Here is an 18,670-nt window from a genome sequence, read left to right on the forward strand (position 1 = left end):
CAAAGAAATTTTGAGTCCAAAAATATTAATTCTGACAAGTCCACATCATAAAAGGAGAAATACACATGAAATTTAAAATGAAAAAACTAAATGGGAAAAAGGCCATTATGCCCATACTAGTAGCAGGTTTGCTACTAGGGGCTTGTGATCAAATTGTACAAGGGTCATCTACAAGTGACTCAACTACCACGTCTAGCGAACAAGCAAGTACAAGCTCTAGCGTTAGCGATGAGTCAAATGGTGCTGCTACGGACACCTATGGTACCTATGAGGATGAAGATTTAGAGACCTCATACGTCAGCGAAGAAGCACAAACAATTACCTTGTCTGATGACGGAACAGAAGCTGTTGATGGGGTAACTGTAGACGGATCAACAGTGACGATTACTCAAGCAGGTACTTACGTCATCGAAGGTAGTTTAAGTGACGGGCAATTACAAGTTTCAGTAGGGGCAGAGGATAAAGTAAACTTAATCTTCAACGGGGTAACCATCAATAATGAAGACGGTCCGGCCGTATATATTACTGAAGGGGAAAAAGTCGTCACAACCCTTGCTTCAGGTACAACCAATACCTTAACAGACGGAACTTCTTATATCTTAGCAACGGATGAAACTGAACCGGATGCTACTTTCTATTCAAAAGCGGACTTAGTCATCAATGGTGATGGTAAATTAGTGGTTGAAGGGAATTATTCAAATGGTATCCGTTCTAAAGACGACCTAATTTTGGTATCAGGTGAGTATGAAGTGACGGCAGTGAATAATTCCTTAAAAGGTAAAGATACAGTAGCTATTTTAGATGGTACTTACAACCTAACCACAGCACAAGGTGATGGTATCCAAGCCAATAATGAAGAAGATGCAGACTCTGGTAATGTCTATATTGATGGTGGTACCTTTAGCATCAATTCAGGACGTGATGGTATTCAAGCAGTCACAAAATTAGCTGTTCAAAACGCAGATATTACCATTCAAACGGCTGAGGGTTCAACATCCACAGATATTGATACTGCTGAATCTTATAAAGGATTAAAAGCCACTGGTACAGTAGAAATTTCATCAGGTATACTTAACCTAAATACTGCCGATGATGGTATACACGCAAATAGTGCTATTAGCATTCTTGGTGGTGAGATGACCATTGCCTCAGGTGATGACGGTATGCACGCCGATGAGACCTTAACCATTTCAGATGGTACGATTGATATCCAAGAGTCATACGAAGGGATTGAATCTTCAGTCATTCAAATCGAGGGTGGTAATATTTCTGTAGTCGCTTCAGATGACGGTTTAAATGCTGGTGGTGGTTCTGATACAGAAATAACAATTGGTACATTTGGTGAAGATAGCTTTGCCGGCGGTCAAATGGGTGGCGGCATGGACGTAGATGAATCGAAACAATTGATCATCACAGGAGGTACATTAGTTGTCGACTCTGAAGGTGACGGTCTTGATTCTAACGGTACAGTAGACATGTCTGGTGGTGTCGTGATTATAAACGGGACAACAACCGGTGGTAATGGTAGTTTAGACTATGGTAGCTCATTTAATATTACTGGTGGTAGTTTAATAGCCACAGGTACTTCGGACATGGCGCAAAATGCCTCTGAAGGTAGTCAAGTTTCCTTAGGTATTACTTATGATACAACACAAGAAGCAAATGAATTAATTAGCCTTTTAGATGAAGAGGGGAATGTAGTGGTTTCCTTCACACCGACAAAATCTTATAGTCATGTAGTGATTTCTAACCCAGACTTAACTACAGCTACATATACCTTAGTATCTGGTGGTGAAAATGATGGTGAAGAAAGCAATGGCTTATATGAAGGTGGTACTGTGACAAATGGTACGGAACTTGCAGACCTTTCTGTAACGGATACAATCACAAACCTCACATCATCAGGTGAAACTGCAAGTGCAACTGGCATGATGGGTGGTGGTCAACCAGGACAGCCAGCTCAATAAAACATAATTAAATTTGAAAAAACCACCGGAGAGGTTAGCTTAAGGGCTAGCCTCTTCGGTTATTTAGCAAATGTATACATTTGCTTGTTACGTTAAAATCATTTTAAAAATATGTGCTTTACTGCACCTGTTAGATAGATTACTTACCAGCGACTATCTACTTGTAATATTTTCTTTTTTTATATCAAGCCACACCTAAACTTTAAAGGCGCCTGTGCATAGTAAAAGAACTGCTGAGCTAAGGGATAAGTATAGGTTTTTCTCCAAATTTTTGATACAATTGTCTAGAATTACAAATGGAGGTTCAATATGGTGACAGAAGTAAACTATAATCCAGAATTACTAGTACCCAATCACATCGCGGTGATCATGGACGGAAACGGTAGGTGGGCACAAGCTCGCGGATTAAAACGAACAGACGGACATTCAGAGGGATTAAAAGCCCTAAAACGTGTGGTCATCGCAGCACATAAAATGGGCGTGAAGGTACTGACAGCATATGCCTTCTCAACTGAAAATTGGAAGCGACCAATTACCGAAGTAAATTATTTAATGGGCTTACCCAAAGTATTAAACGATGAAATCTTACCTGATTTAATCGACAATAATGTACAAGTTTGCATGAGTGGGAACTTCGATAAAGTACCACTAGGGACTAAGAAATATATTCAAAATGCCATGAATCGTACTAAAGACAACACTGGTTTAATTTTGAATATTGCCTTTAACTATGGCTCACGTGATGAAATCACCAAAGCCGTTCAAAATATTGCCACATCAGTAGCAAATGGCGACTTAAAAGTGAAAGATATTTCTGAACAAACCATTTCAGATAACTTATATACAGCTCAATTAGGTGAATATGCCGACCCAGATTTATTGATTCGTTCAAGTGGGGAAGTTCGTTTATCGAATTACTTATTGTGGCAGTTGGCCTATAGTGAAATGGTGTTTACTGACACGAAATGGCCAGACTTTGATGAAGCTGTCATGCAAGAATGTGTTGGCGAATTTCAACGTAGAAACCGTCGATTCGGAGCGATAGATAACAAATAGAAAGAGGGGATCTCATGACACAAAGAGTTATCAGCGCTGTTGTTGCTCTTGCCATTTTTATCCCACTTTTGTTTATGGGTGGTCGTCCTTTTGACTTGATGGTAGCGATTATTGCAATGGTTGCTTACTATGAAATTTTACAAATGGCAAAAATTCCATTCCCCTCATGGCGGGGGATTATCGGTTTAATCACCATGATGTTACAACTGCTGCCGTCTTATTATCTAGCACTACTGCCACAAGAAATCGACTATATGACGCTTTACTTCGCTGGTTTAGCCATGTTATTGATTATAATGGTCTTCAAACCAGAGGATATTAACTTTGAACAAGTAGGGGTCATTAGTTTAGCGGCTTTATACGTTGGCCGTGGTTTTCACTTATTAATTGAGACGAGATTAATGGGGCTCTTGCCGGTTATTTACGTTTTAATCATTATATGGGGGAACGATACCTTTGCCTATTTAGTTGGTCGCCAAATTGGCCGAACTCCCTTAGCACCAAAAGTATCACCTAATAAAACCATTGAAGGATCATTAGGCGGCATCATAGGAGCCTTTATCTGTTCAAGTATCGTCCTTTATTTTAACAACATCTTTGGCATATCAATTATGGATAATTTGATTTTAGCCGTGATTTTAGGCTTTTTAGGACAGATTGGTGACTTAGTAGAATCATCCATAAAACGGACTTACCAAGTCAAAGACTCAGGTAATATTATGCCAGGTCATGGCGGTTTCCTTGACCGATTTGATAGTCTCTTAATGGTATTACCCATGTTTTATTTCTTGATTCCATTCTTAGGATCTTAACCAGTCTCATCGCTTTAATAAAGCTTTATCATAGTAAGGAGCGCATTATGACGACCATTATTGCATTTATATTTATATTTTCAGTTATCGTGATTGTCCATGAATTTGGGCATTATTATTTTGCCAAGAAAGCGGGCATCTTAGTCCGCGAATTCTCTATCGGTATGGGACCGAAAATTTTCCATTTCGAAGCTGAAGAAACGACATACACGCTACGGATGTTGCCAATCGGCGGTTACGTCCGTATGGCTGGATTAGAAGAAATGTCAGACACCCTAACTAAGGGCATGCAAGTCGTCATCGAACAGGGTGAAGACGATATTGTAGACACCATTTCGTTGGAAAATGAGGGCCAAAATTTTGCAGGCTTACCTTTAGAAGTATGGGCAGCTGACTTAGAAGAAGAGATGTTCATTGAAGGTATTCCTTACGGTAGCGAAGAGAAGGTCCGTTACCAAGTGTCAAAAACAGCTAATATCGTTGAATCTGACGGAACGATCGTGAAAGTCGCGCCCATAGAACGTCAATTCCAATCTGCCAACATCTGGCAACGACTAATCGTTAATTTCGCTGGACCAATGAACAACTTTATCCTAGGTGTTTTAGCTTTCATCCTACTAGCCTTCATGCAAGGCGGTGTCTGGTCAAACGAAGCCGAAATTGGTGTCGTTCAAGCAGACTCTGCAGCTCAAGCAGCAGGACTAGAGGCCGGTGACCAAATCGTGTCAATCGACGATCAAGCGGTCGAATCATTTGACGATATGCAAGCCATTATACAATCAAACCCAGACCAATCACTTACTTTTACCATCAACCGTGATGGTCAAGACCAAGAAATTTCGGTGACACCACAAGCAACAGAGACAGAATCAGGTGAAACAGTTGGGGTAATTGGGGCCCAACGAGCGCAAGATACGTCATTTATGGCCAAAATCACCTTTGGTTTTACAAGCGCTTGGACCATGATTACAGGTATTTTCTCTATAATTGGGGGTATGTTTAAAACTGGCTTTGATATCAACAACTTTGGTGGGCCAGTTTACATGTACCAAACTACCTCGCAAGTCGTTTCCTTTGGGATGACAGGTATTATTTCTTGGCTAGCTTCTTTAAGTATTAACTTGGGAATTGTCAATTTACTACCCGTACCAGCTTTAGACGGTGGTAAAATAGTCTTGAACCTGGTCGAATTGGTCCGAGGTAAGCCACTACAAGCTAAAACAGAAGGTATGATCAATATCGTAGGTGCTGTTCTAGTCATTGTCCTAATGATTGCAGTTACTTGGAACGATATTATGCGCATGTTTGGCTAATTAATCTATTGCATCAATACAATTAAAAACAGTAAGTCAGAAGGCCATAGTGATGGCCTTTTGTTATTAAACAGGAAAGGAATTGAGTCTATGTCAGAATCTAAAGAAGCCTTATTTCAGGCCTTATTAGGACAAATTCATTGGAACGATGAAAACACGGCTATCCAAAATGGTTGGTTAGAAAATGTCGTGGTCCATACCAAATCACGGTTGTGGCAATTTAAAATTGGCTTACCAACACGTATAGATGCCGCGACTTTCTTAACCTTTGAAGAACACTTGAAAAAGGGTTTCGACCATGTTGGGGCAGTGGACTTTTCAATTGAGGTTGCTGACCAAAGCCAACCAGCAAATCAAGCTGTCCTAGACTACTGGCCAATCATAGTTAACCGGTCTGGTATTTCAAACGGGATTGCTAAAGCCACTTTCCAAGGGCAATTACCCTCATTTGAAAATAACCGCTACTATATTCGCGTGGACAATCAACCATTAAAACAACTCATTCAAGAAAACTACCTTGAAGTTATCAAACAAAATTATCAAATGGTCGGATTTCCTAAGGTGCCGTTTGAAATTATTATCGATGATGAAACGGCCAAAGACCGGCGTGATGTCTTTGTAGAGCGGGCTAATGAATTAGCTGAGCAACAACAGGAAATGGCCAAAAAAGCAGCTGAAAAACAAAAAGAAATGGCTGTTGCTGGCAATAATGGTCAAGCAATTAAAGTGGACAAAATTCAATTAGGCAAACATATCCCCGTTGACGACAAATTAAGAGCCATGAATACTTACGTTGAAGAACAACGGTTTGTATCCATGGAAGGTGTAGTCTTCGATGTTGAAGTTAAAATATTAAAAACCGGCCGTCGCATTTTAAATGCCAAAATTTCGGATTATAGCTCAGCATTCTTAATTCAAATGTTTTCTAGAACGGATGAAGATATCGCCATTTTTGACGCCATCCGCAAGGGTATGTGGTTGCGAGTTCGCGGTGATTTGCAAATGGATGACCGTTTTGCCCGTGACCTAGTCCTAAATGTTCGCGACTTGGAGCAAATTACCAAGGCTAAACGCCAAGATAATGCTGACAAGAAGCGGGTTGAATTACACGTTCACACCAATATGTCCATGTTGGATGCGACTAATTCAATTTCCGATTTCACCAACCAAGCTAAAGATTGGGGACATACAGCTATTGCGGTCACTGACCATGCAACCCTGCAAGCTTATCCAGAAGCATCAGGGGCGGCTAAATCCACTGGTTTGAAAATGATTTACGGTGTTGAAGCCAATATCGTGGATGATGGCGTCCCTATCGCCTACAATCCGGACCATATCGAATTAAAAGAAGCAACCTATGTCGTATTCGATGTGGAGACTACTGGATTATCAGCTATTTACGATAACATTATCGAATTAGCGGCCGTTAAAATGCAGAACGGTAATGTGATTGATACTTTTGAGGAGTTTATTAATCCAGGACGACCACTTTCGGCTACTATTATTGATTTAACCGGGATTACTGACGCCATGTTAGCCAATACCCGGACTGAAAAAGAAGTGATTACGGACTTTAGAGAATGGGTTGGGGACGCTATTTTAGTGGCCCACAATGCCAGCTTTGATATGGGCTTTATTGATACAGCTTACAACCGACATGGTTTTGACAAGTCCCATAACGCCGTAATCGATACCTTAGAAATGTCTCGGTTCTTGCATCCAAACCTGAAATCGCATCGTTTGAATACCTTGGCCAAACGCTATAATGTGGCCCTAGAGCAGCATCACCGGGCTGTATATGATGCGGAAACCACAGGTGCCTTAGCCTGGATTTTTATCAAAGAAGCAGCCACTGACCATGAGATTTTCTACCATGATGAGTTGAACAAAGATGTCGGTAAAGGGGACGCCTACAAGCAAGGTCGACCATTCCACGCCATTTTGCTGGCTAAAAACCAAACAGGGTTAAAAGACCTATTCAAATTGGTATCTGCGTCAAATATCGACTATTATTACCGAGTACCTCGAATTCCGCGGTCACTCTTATCTAGTCACCGAGAAAACTTGCTAGTCGGTTCAGCCTGTGCAGGCGGTGAAGTATTTGAAGCTTTAATGCAAAAAGGGAAGGTTGAAGCAGAGCAAAAAGCTGGCTTCTACGACTACTTGGAACTCCAACCAAAGGCAGTTTACAAACCTTTGATCTTAGATGAATTGATTCAAGATGAAGAAACGCTTGAAAAAATCATGAAAGATATGCTTGAAATTGGGGAATCGGTCAACAAACCTGTTGTTGCAACAGGAGATGTCCATTACCTAAATGAAGAGGATAAATTGTATCGGGAAATTTTAATTAATTCGATCAAATCTAACCGGACCAAAAACTTCCCAGAAGCTCATTTCCGTTCAACTGAAGAAATGTTGCGAGAGTTTGCTTTCCTAGGCGAGGAAACGGCATACCAAATTGTCGTTGAAAATTCCAATGCCATTGCAGACAGCATTGAGTTTGTGGAACCTTTGAAAGACAAATTGTATACACCAACAATTGAAGGGGCGGAACAAGAACTGACAGATATGTCATTTGAAAAAGCCCATGAAATCTACGGTAAAGAACTACCAGAAATCGTAGAGGCTCGCTTAGATAAAGAATTGAAATCTATTATCTCCAATGGATTCTCGGTTATTTACCTGATTTCACAAAAATTGGTGAAGAAATCGAATGACGACGGCTATATCGTTGGTTCCCGTGGGTCAGTAGGATCCTCATTTGTAGCGACTATGTCAGGGATTACGGAAGTAAATCCGCTGGCGCCGCATTATGTTTGCCCGAATTGCCACTATAGTCATTTCTTTACTGATGGATCGGTGGGGTCTGGGTTCGACTTGCCAGATAAACCTTGTCCTGAATGTGGGACTAACTTGGATAAAGACGGACAAGATATTCCATTTGAAACCTTCTTAGGATTTAAAGGGGACAAGGTACCTGATATCGATTTGAACTTCTCTGGAGAATACCAAGCCCGCGCCCATGCCTACACTAAAGTCCTTTTCGGTGACGACCACGTTTTCCGGGCGGGAACAATTGGTACAGTCGCGGATAAAACAGCCTTCGGGTATGTACTAGGTTACGACCAAGATAAGAATTTAAATCTTCGTAAGACTGAGAAAGAATTCTTAGCCAAGGGTGCAACAGGCGTTAAACGGACAACCGGTCAGCATCCAGGGGGAATCATTGTTATCCCTGAAAATATGGATGTATATGACTTTACCCCAATTCAATTCCCGGCTGACGACGTGGAATCTGAATGGAAGACGACCCACTTTGATTTCCATTCCATCCATGATAACGTCTTGAAATTAGATATCCTTGGGCACGATGACCCGACCATGATTCGTAAATTACAGGATTTATCCGGCATCAATCCAACCGAAATTCCAATCGATGATCCAGAAGTATATGAATTATTCAATGGGACAGAAGTCTTAGGTGTTACCAAAGAACAAATCTATTCCAACACTGGTACATTAGGCATTCCCGAGTTTGGGACCCGATTTACCCGACAAATGCTTGAAGCAACCAAACCTTCAACCTTCGCCGAACTACTGCAAATCTCCGGATTATCGCATGGTACAGACGTTTGGCTAGGTAATGCCGAAGTACTTGTCCGTGAAAAAGGGCTACCGCTAAGTGAAGTGATCGGTTGTCGTGATGATATCATGGTTTACTTAATCCATCGTGGTCTACCTGAATCAGACGCCTTCCAAATAATGGAGAAAGTTCGTAAAGGCAAGGGGTTATCTGACGAACACAAGGCCATCATGCGTGAATACGACGTGCCGGAATGGTATATGGATTCATGTGAAAAAATCAAATACATGTTCCCGAAAGCCCATGCCGCTGCCTATGTATTGAATGCCATGCGGGTAGCTTGGTTTAAAGTGAAACATCCAATTTGGTACTACTGTGCTTACTTATCAGTACGGGCGAGTGACTTTGACCTTGTATCCATGTCGAACGGGAAAGAATCGACTAAGGCCAAAATTAACGAAATCAATGCCAAAGGAATGGAAGCTTCGACTAAAGAAAAACAATTGTTAACAGTCCTTGAGATTGTAAACGAGATGTGGGAACGTGGCTTTACCTTAAAAATGGTTGATATCAATAAATCTCATGCAACTGAATTTATTATTGAAGAGGACAATACTTTGATTGCACCTTTTAGAGCCATTGACGGTTTGGGTACAAACGTGGCCAAATCTATTGTTGCAGCACGTGAGGAATCACCGTTCTTATCCAAAGAAGACTTACAAACTCGTGGTAAAGTGTCTAAATCATTGATTGAATACATGACCGAGAATCATGTATTAGATGGTTTACCAGACCAAAACCAATTATCACTATTTGATTTTTAAAAGCGCAAAACAGGATTACCTATCATCTTGAAAGGTAATCCTATTTTTTTGAGCATTATTTTTTGTTGTATCTATCAGGTTATGTTAACATAATATTGTATGCATCATTTTTAAGTGAATCCGTTCGCTTAACCGCAATACTCGCAACAAATCACACGCCAGTGTTATGTTTATTTGTTGCTTTTTTCAATTTATATTGATTATTTAAAAGGAGGAATTCTATGCAGTTATTGCTAGATAAGTTTAAAGAAGTGATATCTTCTGTCTTACCTATCGTCGTCTTTGTATTCGCGCTAGCATTTACCCTGGTTGATGTGCCAGGAGATATGATGGCGAGATTTGCAATTGGTTCAATCCTATTAACACTAGGACTGACCATTTTCCTATTCGGGGTAGATATTGGTATGACGCCAATTGGGAATTATTTAGGTGATTCGATTATTCGATCAAGTTCCCATTTAATCGTACTATTATTATCATTCTTTATAGGGTTTTCGATTACCGTAGCCGAACCAGACCTATTAATTTTGGGCCAGCAAATTTCTGATGCAACGGGTGGCGTTTTAGGGTCACAAACCATTGTTGTCGTTGTATCAATAGGTGTGGGGGTTATGATCGCCCTTGCTGTTTACCGGGTAATGAAAGATGTCGCCTTGAAGTGGTTCTTCCTAGCCGTTTATGCGGTCATCACCTTATTATCAATTTTCGCAGACTCTACCTTCCTAGCGATGTCATTTGACGCCTCTGGTGCAACAACAGGTGCCTTAACTACACCATTTGTATTGGCCTTAGGTACCAGTGTTTCCTCCAAAAAAGGTGGTAAAGGGGCTGAAGATGATTCCTTTGGTTTAGTAGGTGCCATGTCAACAGGACCAATCTTAGCCGTGATGATTATGTCACTAGTTCAAAGTTCATCTTTCCAAAATTCTGATGAAGCTTACCAATATACTGAAGGGATTATCCGTCCGTTCATCGCAAATATTGGTCATACTGTTCAAGAATCAGTAGTTTCACTTATTCCAATTTTAATCCTATTCGCGATTGTGATTTATTTTTATAGAAGAATCAATAAAGGTGAATTACGCCGTATTGCTATTGGGGTTGTCTATGTCTTGATTGGTTTAACTTTCTTCTTAATCGGGGTTAACCAAGGATTTATGGATATGGGTCGTTACTTAGCGACTGAATTAGCCACTAACCACGAAGCCTTACTACCATGGATTGGTCTTGTGATGGGGCTAGTTGTTGTATTAGCTGAACCAGCTGTACACGTACTTGGGGACCAGGTTGAAGACGTAACAGGTGGACATATCCCTAATAAGTTGTTATTATTCTCCTTGTCGATTGGTGTAGGGTTAGCCGTAATGATGTCAATGCTTCGTATTATGGTACCAGGCGTTGAATTGTGGCACTTCCTATTGCCAGGATTTGGCTTATCAATATTATTAAGCTTTTACGTACCCAACCTGTTTACAGGTATCGCCTTCGATGCTGGTGGGGTAGCATCTGGTCCAATGACGGCAACTTTCATTTTGGCCTTTGCACAAGGTGTAGCGGCTACATTGCCACAAGCAGATGTCTTAATAGATGGATTTGGTATCATCGCAATGGTGGCAATGACACCGGTGTTAATGGTTCAAATTCTAGGCTTAATTTATAAACTACGTGTTAAAGATAAGAAAACAGCGAACAAGGGGGTTAATTGATGACTGTAGAATCAGTGGCGTTTTTCGCTATTGTAAACCATGGTTTTGGGCAGAAAGTACTTAAAACTGCCAAAGAGCATGGAACCGGTGGTGGCACCTTAGTCCTTTGTGAAGGCACTATTCCAAATAAATTCCTTAACTTAATGGGACTTGATGAATCTAAGAAAGAATTGATGATTACATTAGCACCTAAGGAATTCGAAAGTGACATTCACGAAAAAATTACTGAGAAAATGAAATTAGACAAGAAAGGCTTGGGTATCCTGTTCTCAGCAGATACATCAAGCGTTTGTGGTAGTCGTTTATTTAATCGGGCATTTGAAGAAAAAGGTGAAAATATGAGTGAGTATCAACTATTAGTATCAATTGTCGACCGCGATTCAGGTGATGATGTTGTTGCAGCTGCCCGTAAAGAAGGCGCTAAAGGTGCAACCATTCTTCACGGTCGTGGAACAGGGACAACTGAAATCTCTAAACTATTCAATATTGAAATTCAACCTGAAAAAGAAATCGTTCTTTTAGTTGTTGAGTCTGAAAAGGTAAAATCGGTTTCTGAAAACATACATACTGCCATGGGATTAGATAAACCTGGTAGTGGGGTCGTTTTTTCAATTCCAGTAAACCAAGTAACAGGTTTAGTACAAAATCTGTAAAAATCGCTTAGTAGCAACAATTATTGCTTAACAAACTCGTATATGTTATACTGTCTAAGTAGAAAGAAGACAGTGGTGGAGTGAGCGGTGACGCTCACTTTTTTCATGGTAATAAGGTGAAAGTAAGAAAAGCGAGGGGAAATATGGCTAAAGTAACAGACCAAATGCAAGAAATCGTTCAACCAATAATTGAAGACTTAGGTTTTATATTGTTTGATATCGAATTCGTTAAAGAAGGGAAATCTTGGTTCCTAAGAATTTACGTGGATAAACCAGGTGGTGGCATCGCAATAGAGGATTGTGTCACAGTTAGTGAACATATTTCTGAAGCTGTTGATCAATTAGAAACAGACCCAATTCCACAAGCTTATTACCTTGAAGTATCTTCTCCAGGTGCAGAACGTCCATTGAAAAATGATGACGATGTGCAAGCTGCGATCGGTGAATGGGTATTCTTGTCATTCTATCAAGCCATTGATGGTCAAAAAAATATTCAAGGCCGTCTACTTTCTGTATCAGATGATGCATATGAAGTTGAAACAAAAGACAAAACACGTAAAGTGGCAGTCACTGTAGAAAAATCAAATGTATCGTTAATCAGATTGGCCATTGAATTTTAAAATTTATCATTTTTGAAAGAGGGAATTTAGATGAGTAAAGAAATGTTAAGAGCCTTCGAAGCGCTTGAAGATGAAAAGGGCATTTCACAAGAAGTTATTTTGGAAGCTTTAGAAGCTGCTTTAGTTTCAGCTTACAAACGTAACTACCAGCAAGCGCAAAATGTCGAAGTAAACTTTGACGTAAAAAAAGGTAGTATAAAAGTATTCGCAGTGAAAGAAGTTGTTGATCTGGTGATGGACTCACAACTTGAAGTATCGCTTGAAGATGCTCATCACTTAAACAGTGCATATGAAATTGGCGACAAGATTAAATTTGAAGTTACGCCTAAAGATTTCGGTCGAATTGCTGCACAAACTGCAAAACAAGTGATCATGCAACGAGTTCGTGAAGCTGAACGTTCAATTATCTACAACGAATACATTGATTATGAGGATGATATTTTAACTGGTATAGTCGAACGCCAAGACCGTCGTTATGTTTACGTTAGCTTAGGTAAAATCGAAGCCGTTATCCCACCAGAAGGTCAAATTCCTAATGAAACCTTCCAACCACACGAGCGTGTACAAGTTTACGTAGAACGTGTTGAAAATACGACTAAAGGGCCACAAGTCTATGTCTCTCGTAGCCACCCAAGTCTATTGAAACGTCTATTTGAACAAGAAGTACCTGAGATTTTCGACGGTACTGTTGAAATTAAAGCCATCGCCCGTGAAGCTGGTGATCGTTCTAAAGTAGCGGTTGTATCAAACGACGCGAATATTGATGCAGTAGGTACTTGTGTTGGACCTCGTGGTTCGCGTGTACAACGTATTGTAGACGAATTAAAAGGTGAAAATATGGATATCGTTCAATGGTCAGACGATATGGCAACATTTATTTCAAATGCCTTGAATCCAGCGGATGTACTATCTGTACACTTTGTACCAGGTGAAACATCTTGTGTGGTAGTAGTACCAGAAAACCACTTATCACTAGCGATTGGTAAACGTGGTCAAAATGCACGTTTAGCGGCTAAATTAACAAACCACAAGATTGATATCAAATCTGAAGCTGACTTTGAAGCCTATGTACAAACAGATGAGTACGCAGAACGTTTTGCTGAGAAAGAATTAGTCGACGAAGACGTTGATCCAATTTTAGCTGAAGATATTGAAACTGTTGAAGATTACGAAGCAGTGACAGAAGGATCATCTTCAATTGATGAAGAAGATTTATTAGCTATTGATGACCTTGAAGAAGGTAATGTTGGTCCAGAAGCAATTGAAGATCAGATTGATGATATTGAAGGCGAAGACAACGACATTATTGGTGATGAACCTTTAATTGGCGAAGAAGATTTAGACCAACAAGAGCGTTTAAACGAAGAAGGCTAAGATTAGGTGGGATCAAACATGAAACAACGAAAAATTCCTATGCGAAAATGTGTTGTGACAAATGAAATGTTTCCTAAAAAAGAATTAATTAGAATTGTTCGTAATCCTGAAGGGGTTGTTGAAATTGACCCGACAGGTAAGAAAAATGGGCGCGGCGCATATGTATCCCTCGATCCTGAAGTTGTACAGAAGGCTTGGGATAAACACATGCTAGATAGACACTTAAATGTATCCATTTCGGATGATTTTTATAGTGAATTGAAAGCTTATGTTGCCCATCAAAAAGCCAGAAAAGAGCTTTTTGAAAATGAACAATAATAAGTTGAATTTGTTAGGTTTGGCGCAAGCAGCGAGTAAACTCGTTTCAGGTACTGAAACTGTCATGAAAACTATTCAGCAAGAGACGGCTGTTTTAGTGGTCATGGCTACTGATGTCAGCGAACAAACAAAAAAGAACATAGAGAATAAATGTGCTTTTTATGAAGTGGAATATGTTCAGATGTTTACAACTGAAGAAATTTCAATTGCTTTAGGTAAAAAGAGGTCGATAGTCGCCCTCTTAGACCGCGGGTTTGTGAAAAGCTTTAAAAAATAATTTAGATTTTTACGTATATTTTTACATCAAATAGGAGAGTAAAAAGTATGAGAGATTAGTAGAATAAGGAAGGTGATGACATGTCAAAAAAACGTGTCTACGAAGTTGCTAAGGAAATTGGCATATCAAGTAAAGAGTTATTGAATGCTGCAGAAAAAGCAGGTTTTAAATATTCAAGCCATATGGCATCAATGACTGATGACGAAGTAAACAAGCTAAAAAGTAGCTTTGCAAATAAATCAGCAGGTAAGGAAGACAACAACAATCAGCCAGCGAAAGCAGCTGAAAGTCAACCAACTAAGAAAGCTGAAAATAAGCCTGCAGGAAAAGGTTCAGCTAAATCAGAACCTGCTAAAGCAAACGCTAAGCAAAACCAGCACCAAAACAAGTCGCAAAATCGCAATAACCCAGCAAAAGAGAATAAAAATATGAATAATCAAAAAAATAATTTTAAAAATAATAGCAATAACAAAAACGGCGGATTTAAAGGTAAAGGCAAAAAAGGGAAAAAAGGTCGTTTTAACAATGACCAAAACCGCCCTCAAGGCAACCCAGTACCACCAAGAAAGAATAAGCCACTTCCAGAAAAAGTGGAATATACTGAAGGTATGACTGTAGCGGATATTGCTAAAAAAATTCACCGTGAGCCAGCTGAGATTATCAAAAAACTATTCTTGATGGGTGTGCCAGCTACACAAAACCAAGCGTTAGATAAAGATGCTATCGAGTTAATTCTTGAAGAATATGGTGTAAAGGCTGAAGAGAAAGTTATTGTTGACCAAGCAGACTTTGAACATTACTTTGAAGAAGCTAAGAATGCAGACGAGAAAGATTTAGAAACTCGTCCAGCAGTTGTAACCATCATGGGGCACGTTGACCATGGTAAAACAACTTTACTTGACTACTTACGTAACGCTCAAGTTGTAGACGGCGAAGCGGGCGGTATCACACAACATATCGGTGCCTACCAAGTACGTGAAAATGACCGTTTAATTACTTTCCTAGATACACCAGGACATGCGGCCTTCACGACAATGCGTGCGCGTGGTGCTGATGTAACGGATATCGTTATCCTTGTAGTAGCAGCTGATGATGGTGTAATGCCACAAACCGTTGAGGCGATTAACCATGCCAAAGCAGCGGGTGTACCAATTATCGTTGCAGTAAACAAAATCGATAAACCAACAGCTAATCCTGATCGAGTAATGCAAGAGTTAACTGAATATGGCCTAATTTCTGAAGAGTGGGGCGGGGACACAATCTTCGTAAATATCTCAGCTAAATTTGGTCAAAATGTAAGTGACTTACTAGAAATGATTTTATTAGTTTCAGACGTAGAAGAATATAAAGCTGTACCAAACCGTTTAGCTTTAGGGTCTGTAATCGAAGCGCGTCTTGACCCATCTAAAGGTGCTATTGCGACATTATTAGTTCAAGAAGGGACATTGCGTGTTGGGGATCCAATTGTTGTTGGTGATACACATGGACGTGTCCGTGTAATGACTAATGATACTGGTCGCCGTATCAAGCAAGCTGGCCCATCAACACCAGTTGAAATCACTGGTTTACAAGAATCACCACAAGCTGGTGACCGCTTTGTAGCCTTTGATGACGAAAAAACAGCCCGTGCTGTTGGTGAAGAGCGTGCGAGCCGTGCCTTACAAGAACGTCGTCAAGCAAATCATGCTGTAACCTTAGACAACTTATTCGAAACGCTACAAGAAGGCGAATTGAAATCAGTTAATGTCATTATCAAAGGGGACGTTCAAGGTTCTGTTGAAGCCTTAGCTGGAAGCTTGAAAAAAATCGAAGTTGAAGGTGTTAAAGTAAATATCGTTCACCAAGCAGTTGGTGCAATCAACGAGAGTGATATTACTTTAGGTCAAGCATCACAAGCCTTAATCATTGGTTTTAACGTTCGACCTACACCACAGGCTAAATTACAAGCAGATGCAGATGAAGTAGAAGTACGTCTATACAACATCATTTACGATGCAATTAATGACGTAGAATCAGCGATGACAGGTATGTTAGACCCTGAATTCGTTGAAGAAGTAACTGGTACTGTACAAGTTCGTGAAACTTACAATGTATCTAAAGTAGGAACAATTGTTGGTGGTTACGTATTAGATGGTACAATCTACCGTAATTCACAAGTTCGTATCATCCGTGATTCAATTGTCATCTATGATGGTCAATTAGGTTCGTTACGTCGCTTTAAAGATGATGTGAAAGAAGTATCTCGTGGATTTGAACTAGGTCTTACAATTGAAAACTACAACGATATCAAAGTAGATGACGAAATTGAAGCATATCGTATGGTTGAAGTGAAGAAAAAATAGAGGTGATACACAATGGCAAAATTTAGAGCTGAACGTGTAAGTCAAGAGATCCTTCGCGATGTTAATGATATATTGAGAAAAACTGTTAAAGACCCCCGCGTTGAAGGTGTTACAATTACTGATGTAGAAGTTACTGGTGACTTACAGCAAGCAACTATTTTCTACACTACATTGAGTGAATTAGCCAGTGAACGTGAAAAAGCGCAAAAAGGTTTGGAAAAATCTAGTGGTTTAGTTCGTTCTGAAATTGGTAAACGCCTAAACATCTATAAAACACCAGAAATATTCTTTGAACGTGACCGTTCAATTGAATATGGTAACCATATCGACCAATTGTTAGCACAATTAAACAAAAAAGACGATTTTGATAGCATGTCTGACGCTGAGTCAGATAAGTTAGTCGATTAATAAGTAGAAAGGCCCCGGGAATTATAGCAAGTATGCTGTAATTCTTGGGGCCTTTTTTGTTGTTTGTGAGGTTGATTTTTAGAATAAATCTTCGAAATGTGGTGCGAAAATGCTGATATATAGACCTTTAGCGTGGTGAAATATACCTATTTTTCAAAAAATAATTGTTACATACAATGTCATAAATATAACTTATTAAAATATGCAAGAATTGATGAAAGTGCTGTAAATGTTGTCATACTGGGAAAACGTTGAATTGTAACAATTGAGATGAAAATATTAAAAATTACAAAACATTTCAGTCCATTTAAAGCCCCTTAACGAATAGGGTTATAGGGTTTTCTTTTGAATCCATACCGTGTAGTATATTGCGTGTAGTCGAAACAGTGGCTAAATAAACAGCTAAGCAACAGCTAAACAAATAAGGAGTTTTACTTAACATGAAATTTAACAAAACAATTTTAGGAACAACATTTGCATTGTCAGCATTATTTGCGACAGCAGGATTTAACACTGAAGAAGCAAAAGCAGCGGAATGGACAGCGCGAAGCGTTGAAGAAGTTTCAGCTGATATGGAAGCAATTGATGAATCAACATCTGAATATACTGTAGTCTACGGTGACACTTTATCTGTGATCGCTAACGCAGTTGGTGTTGATGTGAACACATTAGTACAAATCAACGAAATTGAAAATGCTGATTTAATCTTCCCATCTAACTCTATCTCATTCACTAAAAATGACGAAGGTGAAGTAGACGAAGTTGTTGTTGAAGATGCTAACAAGAAAAAAGAAACTTACAAAGTAGAAGAAGAAACAGTTGAAAAAACTGAAACTGAAGAAGTAGCAGAAGAAACAACTGTAGAACCAGTTGCATACGAAGCTGAAGAAGAAACAGCAACTGTACAAGCAACTTCATATGAAGCAGAAGAAACAACTGAAGAAACATCTTCAACTTCTTCCTACTCAGCAGCAGAAGAAATCCCTTACCAAGTATTACAAGTAGTAGAAACTGAAGCAGGTCCAAGCTACTCTGAAAAAGCAGCAGTATTCTCTGTAATCCTTAACCGTGCAAACTCAGGTAACTGGGGTGGTACTTCATTTTCAGCAGTAGTTAACGCATCTGGTCAATTTGAAGTTGTTTCAAACGGTATGGCAGCTAGCGCTACAGTATCAGAACAAACTTACCAAGCTGTTAACGATGTATTAACTAACGGTGTAACTACATCAGCTGAATCATTCCGTGCTTCAGGTGACGGCGTGACAAACACATTCTTCTAGTTTAAATTCAAATACAATAAACAAAAAAATCGGGAGAGCTCCCGATTTTTTGTTTATTATTTTTTTCAAGATCGATATTAAAGAGTATTGGTTTGTTTAGTTAAGTTTCATCGTTCTAATAATACAAAAACCAC

General features: G+C 39.6%; 14 protein-coding genes. All 14 read left to right on the forward strand.

Annotation, left to right across the window (positions count from 1 at the left end):
- Positions 1–65: 65 nt before the first annotated feature.
- The 14 genes from AWM74_RS08475 (at position 66) to AWM74_RS08540 (ending at position 18,536) form a co-directional block, all read left to right on the forward strand.
- Positions 66–1,967 (forward strand): carbohydrate-binding domain-containing protein, encoded by a 1,902-nt coding sequence (locus tag AWM74_RS08475; RefSeq protein ID WP_236702832.1) that lies wholly within the window; start codon positions 66–68, stop codon positions 1,965–1,967.
- A gap of 309 nt (positions 1,968–2,276) precedes the next feature.
- Complete coding sequence (locus AWM74_RS08480) at positions 2,277–3,023, forward strand: isoprenyl transferase (protein WP_026465952.1); 747 nt, start codon at positions 2,277–2,279, stop codon at positions 3,021–3,023.
- A gap of 14 nt (positions 3,024–3,037) precedes the next feature.
- Positions 3,038–3,835, forward strand: coding sequence for a phosphatidate cytidylyltransferase (locus AWM74_RS08485; protein WP_026465953.1), 798 nt, complete (start codon positions 3,038–3,040; stop codon positions 3,833–3,835).
- A 47-nt stretch (positions 3,836–3,882) separates the two neighbouring features.
- On the forward strand, positions 3,883–5,148 hold the full coding sequence (gene rseP, locus AWM74_RS08490; RefSeq protein ID WP_034258163.1) for an RIP metalloprotease RseP: 1,266 nt from the start codon (positions 3,883–3,885) through the stop codon (positions 5,146–5,148).
- 90 nt (positions 5,149–5,238) lie between these two features.
- On the forward strand, positions 5,239–9,558 hold the full coding sequence (locus AWM74_RS08495; RefSeq protein ID WP_026465955.1) for a PolC-type DNA polymerase III: 4,320 nt from the start codon (positions 5,239–5,241) through the stop codon (positions 9,556–9,558).
- Positions 9,559–9,779: 221 nt separating this feature from the next.
- Positions 9,780–11,264, forward strand: coding sequence for a DUF1538 domain-containing protein (locus tag AWM74_RS08500; RefSeq protein WP_026465956.1), 1,485 nt, complete (start codon positions 9,780–9,782; stop codon positions 11,262–11,264).
- Positions 11,264–11,917: a P-II family nitrogen regulator gene (locus AWM74_RS08505; RefSeq protein WP_026465957.1), complete on the forward strand. Its 654-nt coding sequence runs from the start codon at positions 11,264–11,266 to the stop codon at positions 11,915–11,917. The genes AWM74_RS08500 and AWM74_RS08505 overlap by 1 nt, the downstream gene beginning before the upstream one ends.
- 143 nt (positions 11,918–12,060) lie before the next feature.
- Positions 12,061–12,537 (forward strand): ribosome maturation factor RimP, encoded by a 477-nt coding sequence (rimP, locus tag AWM74_RS08510; RefSeq protein ID WP_026465958.1) that lies wholly within the window; start codon positions 12,061–12,063, stop codon positions 12,535–12,537.
- A gap of 30 nt (positions 12,538–12,567) precedes the next feature.
- On the forward strand, positions 12,568–13,911 hold the full coding sequence (gene nusA, locus AWM74_RS08515; protein WP_026465959.1) for a transcription termination factor NusA: 1,344 nt from the start codon (positions 12,568–12,570) through the stop codon (positions 13,909–13,911).
- A gap of 18 nt (positions 13,912–13,929) precedes the next feature.
- A complete protein-coding gene (rnpM, locus tag AWM74_RS08520) occupies positions 13,930–14,229 on the forward strand; it encodes an RNase P modulator RnpM (protein WP_026465960.1) in 300 nt (99 codons plus the stop codon).
- Positions 14,219–14,506, forward strand: coding sequence for a L7Ae/L30e/S12e/Gadd45 family ribosomal protein (locus AWM74_RS08525; protein ID WP_016897462.1), 288 nt, complete (start codon positions 14,219–14,221; stop codon positions 14,504–14,506). The genes rnpM and AWM74_RS08525 overlap by 11 nt, the downstream gene beginning before the upstream one ends.
- Before the next feature lie 80 nt (positions 14,507–14,586).
- On the forward strand, positions 14,587–16,848 hold the full coding sequence (gene infB, locus AWM74_RS08530) for a translation initiation factor IF-2 (protein ID WP_026465961.1): 2,262 nt from the start codon (positions 14,587–14,589) through the stop codon (positions 16,846–16,848).
- Between the two features lie 12 nt (positions 16,849–16,860).
- Positions 16,861–17,256, forward strand: a complete 396-nt coding sequence (rbfA, locus tag AWM74_RS08535) for a 30S ribosome-binding factor RbfA (protein WP_016897460.1) — start codon at positions 16,861–16,863, stop codon at positions 17,254–17,256.
- Between the two features lie 440 nt (positions 17,257–17,696).
- Positions 17,697–18,536, forward strand: coding sequence for a cell wall hydrolase (locus tag AWM74_RS08540; RefSeq protein WP_051218232.1), 840 nt, complete (start codon positions 17,697–17,699; stop codon positions 18,534–18,536).
- Positions 18,537–18,670: the final 134 nt, after the last annotated feature.

It is taken from the genome of Aerococcus urinaeequi (assembly GCF_001543205.1).
Taxonomy (GTDB): Bacteria; Bacillota; Bacilli; order Lactobacillales; family Aerococcaceae; genus Aerococcus; species Aerococcus urinaeequi.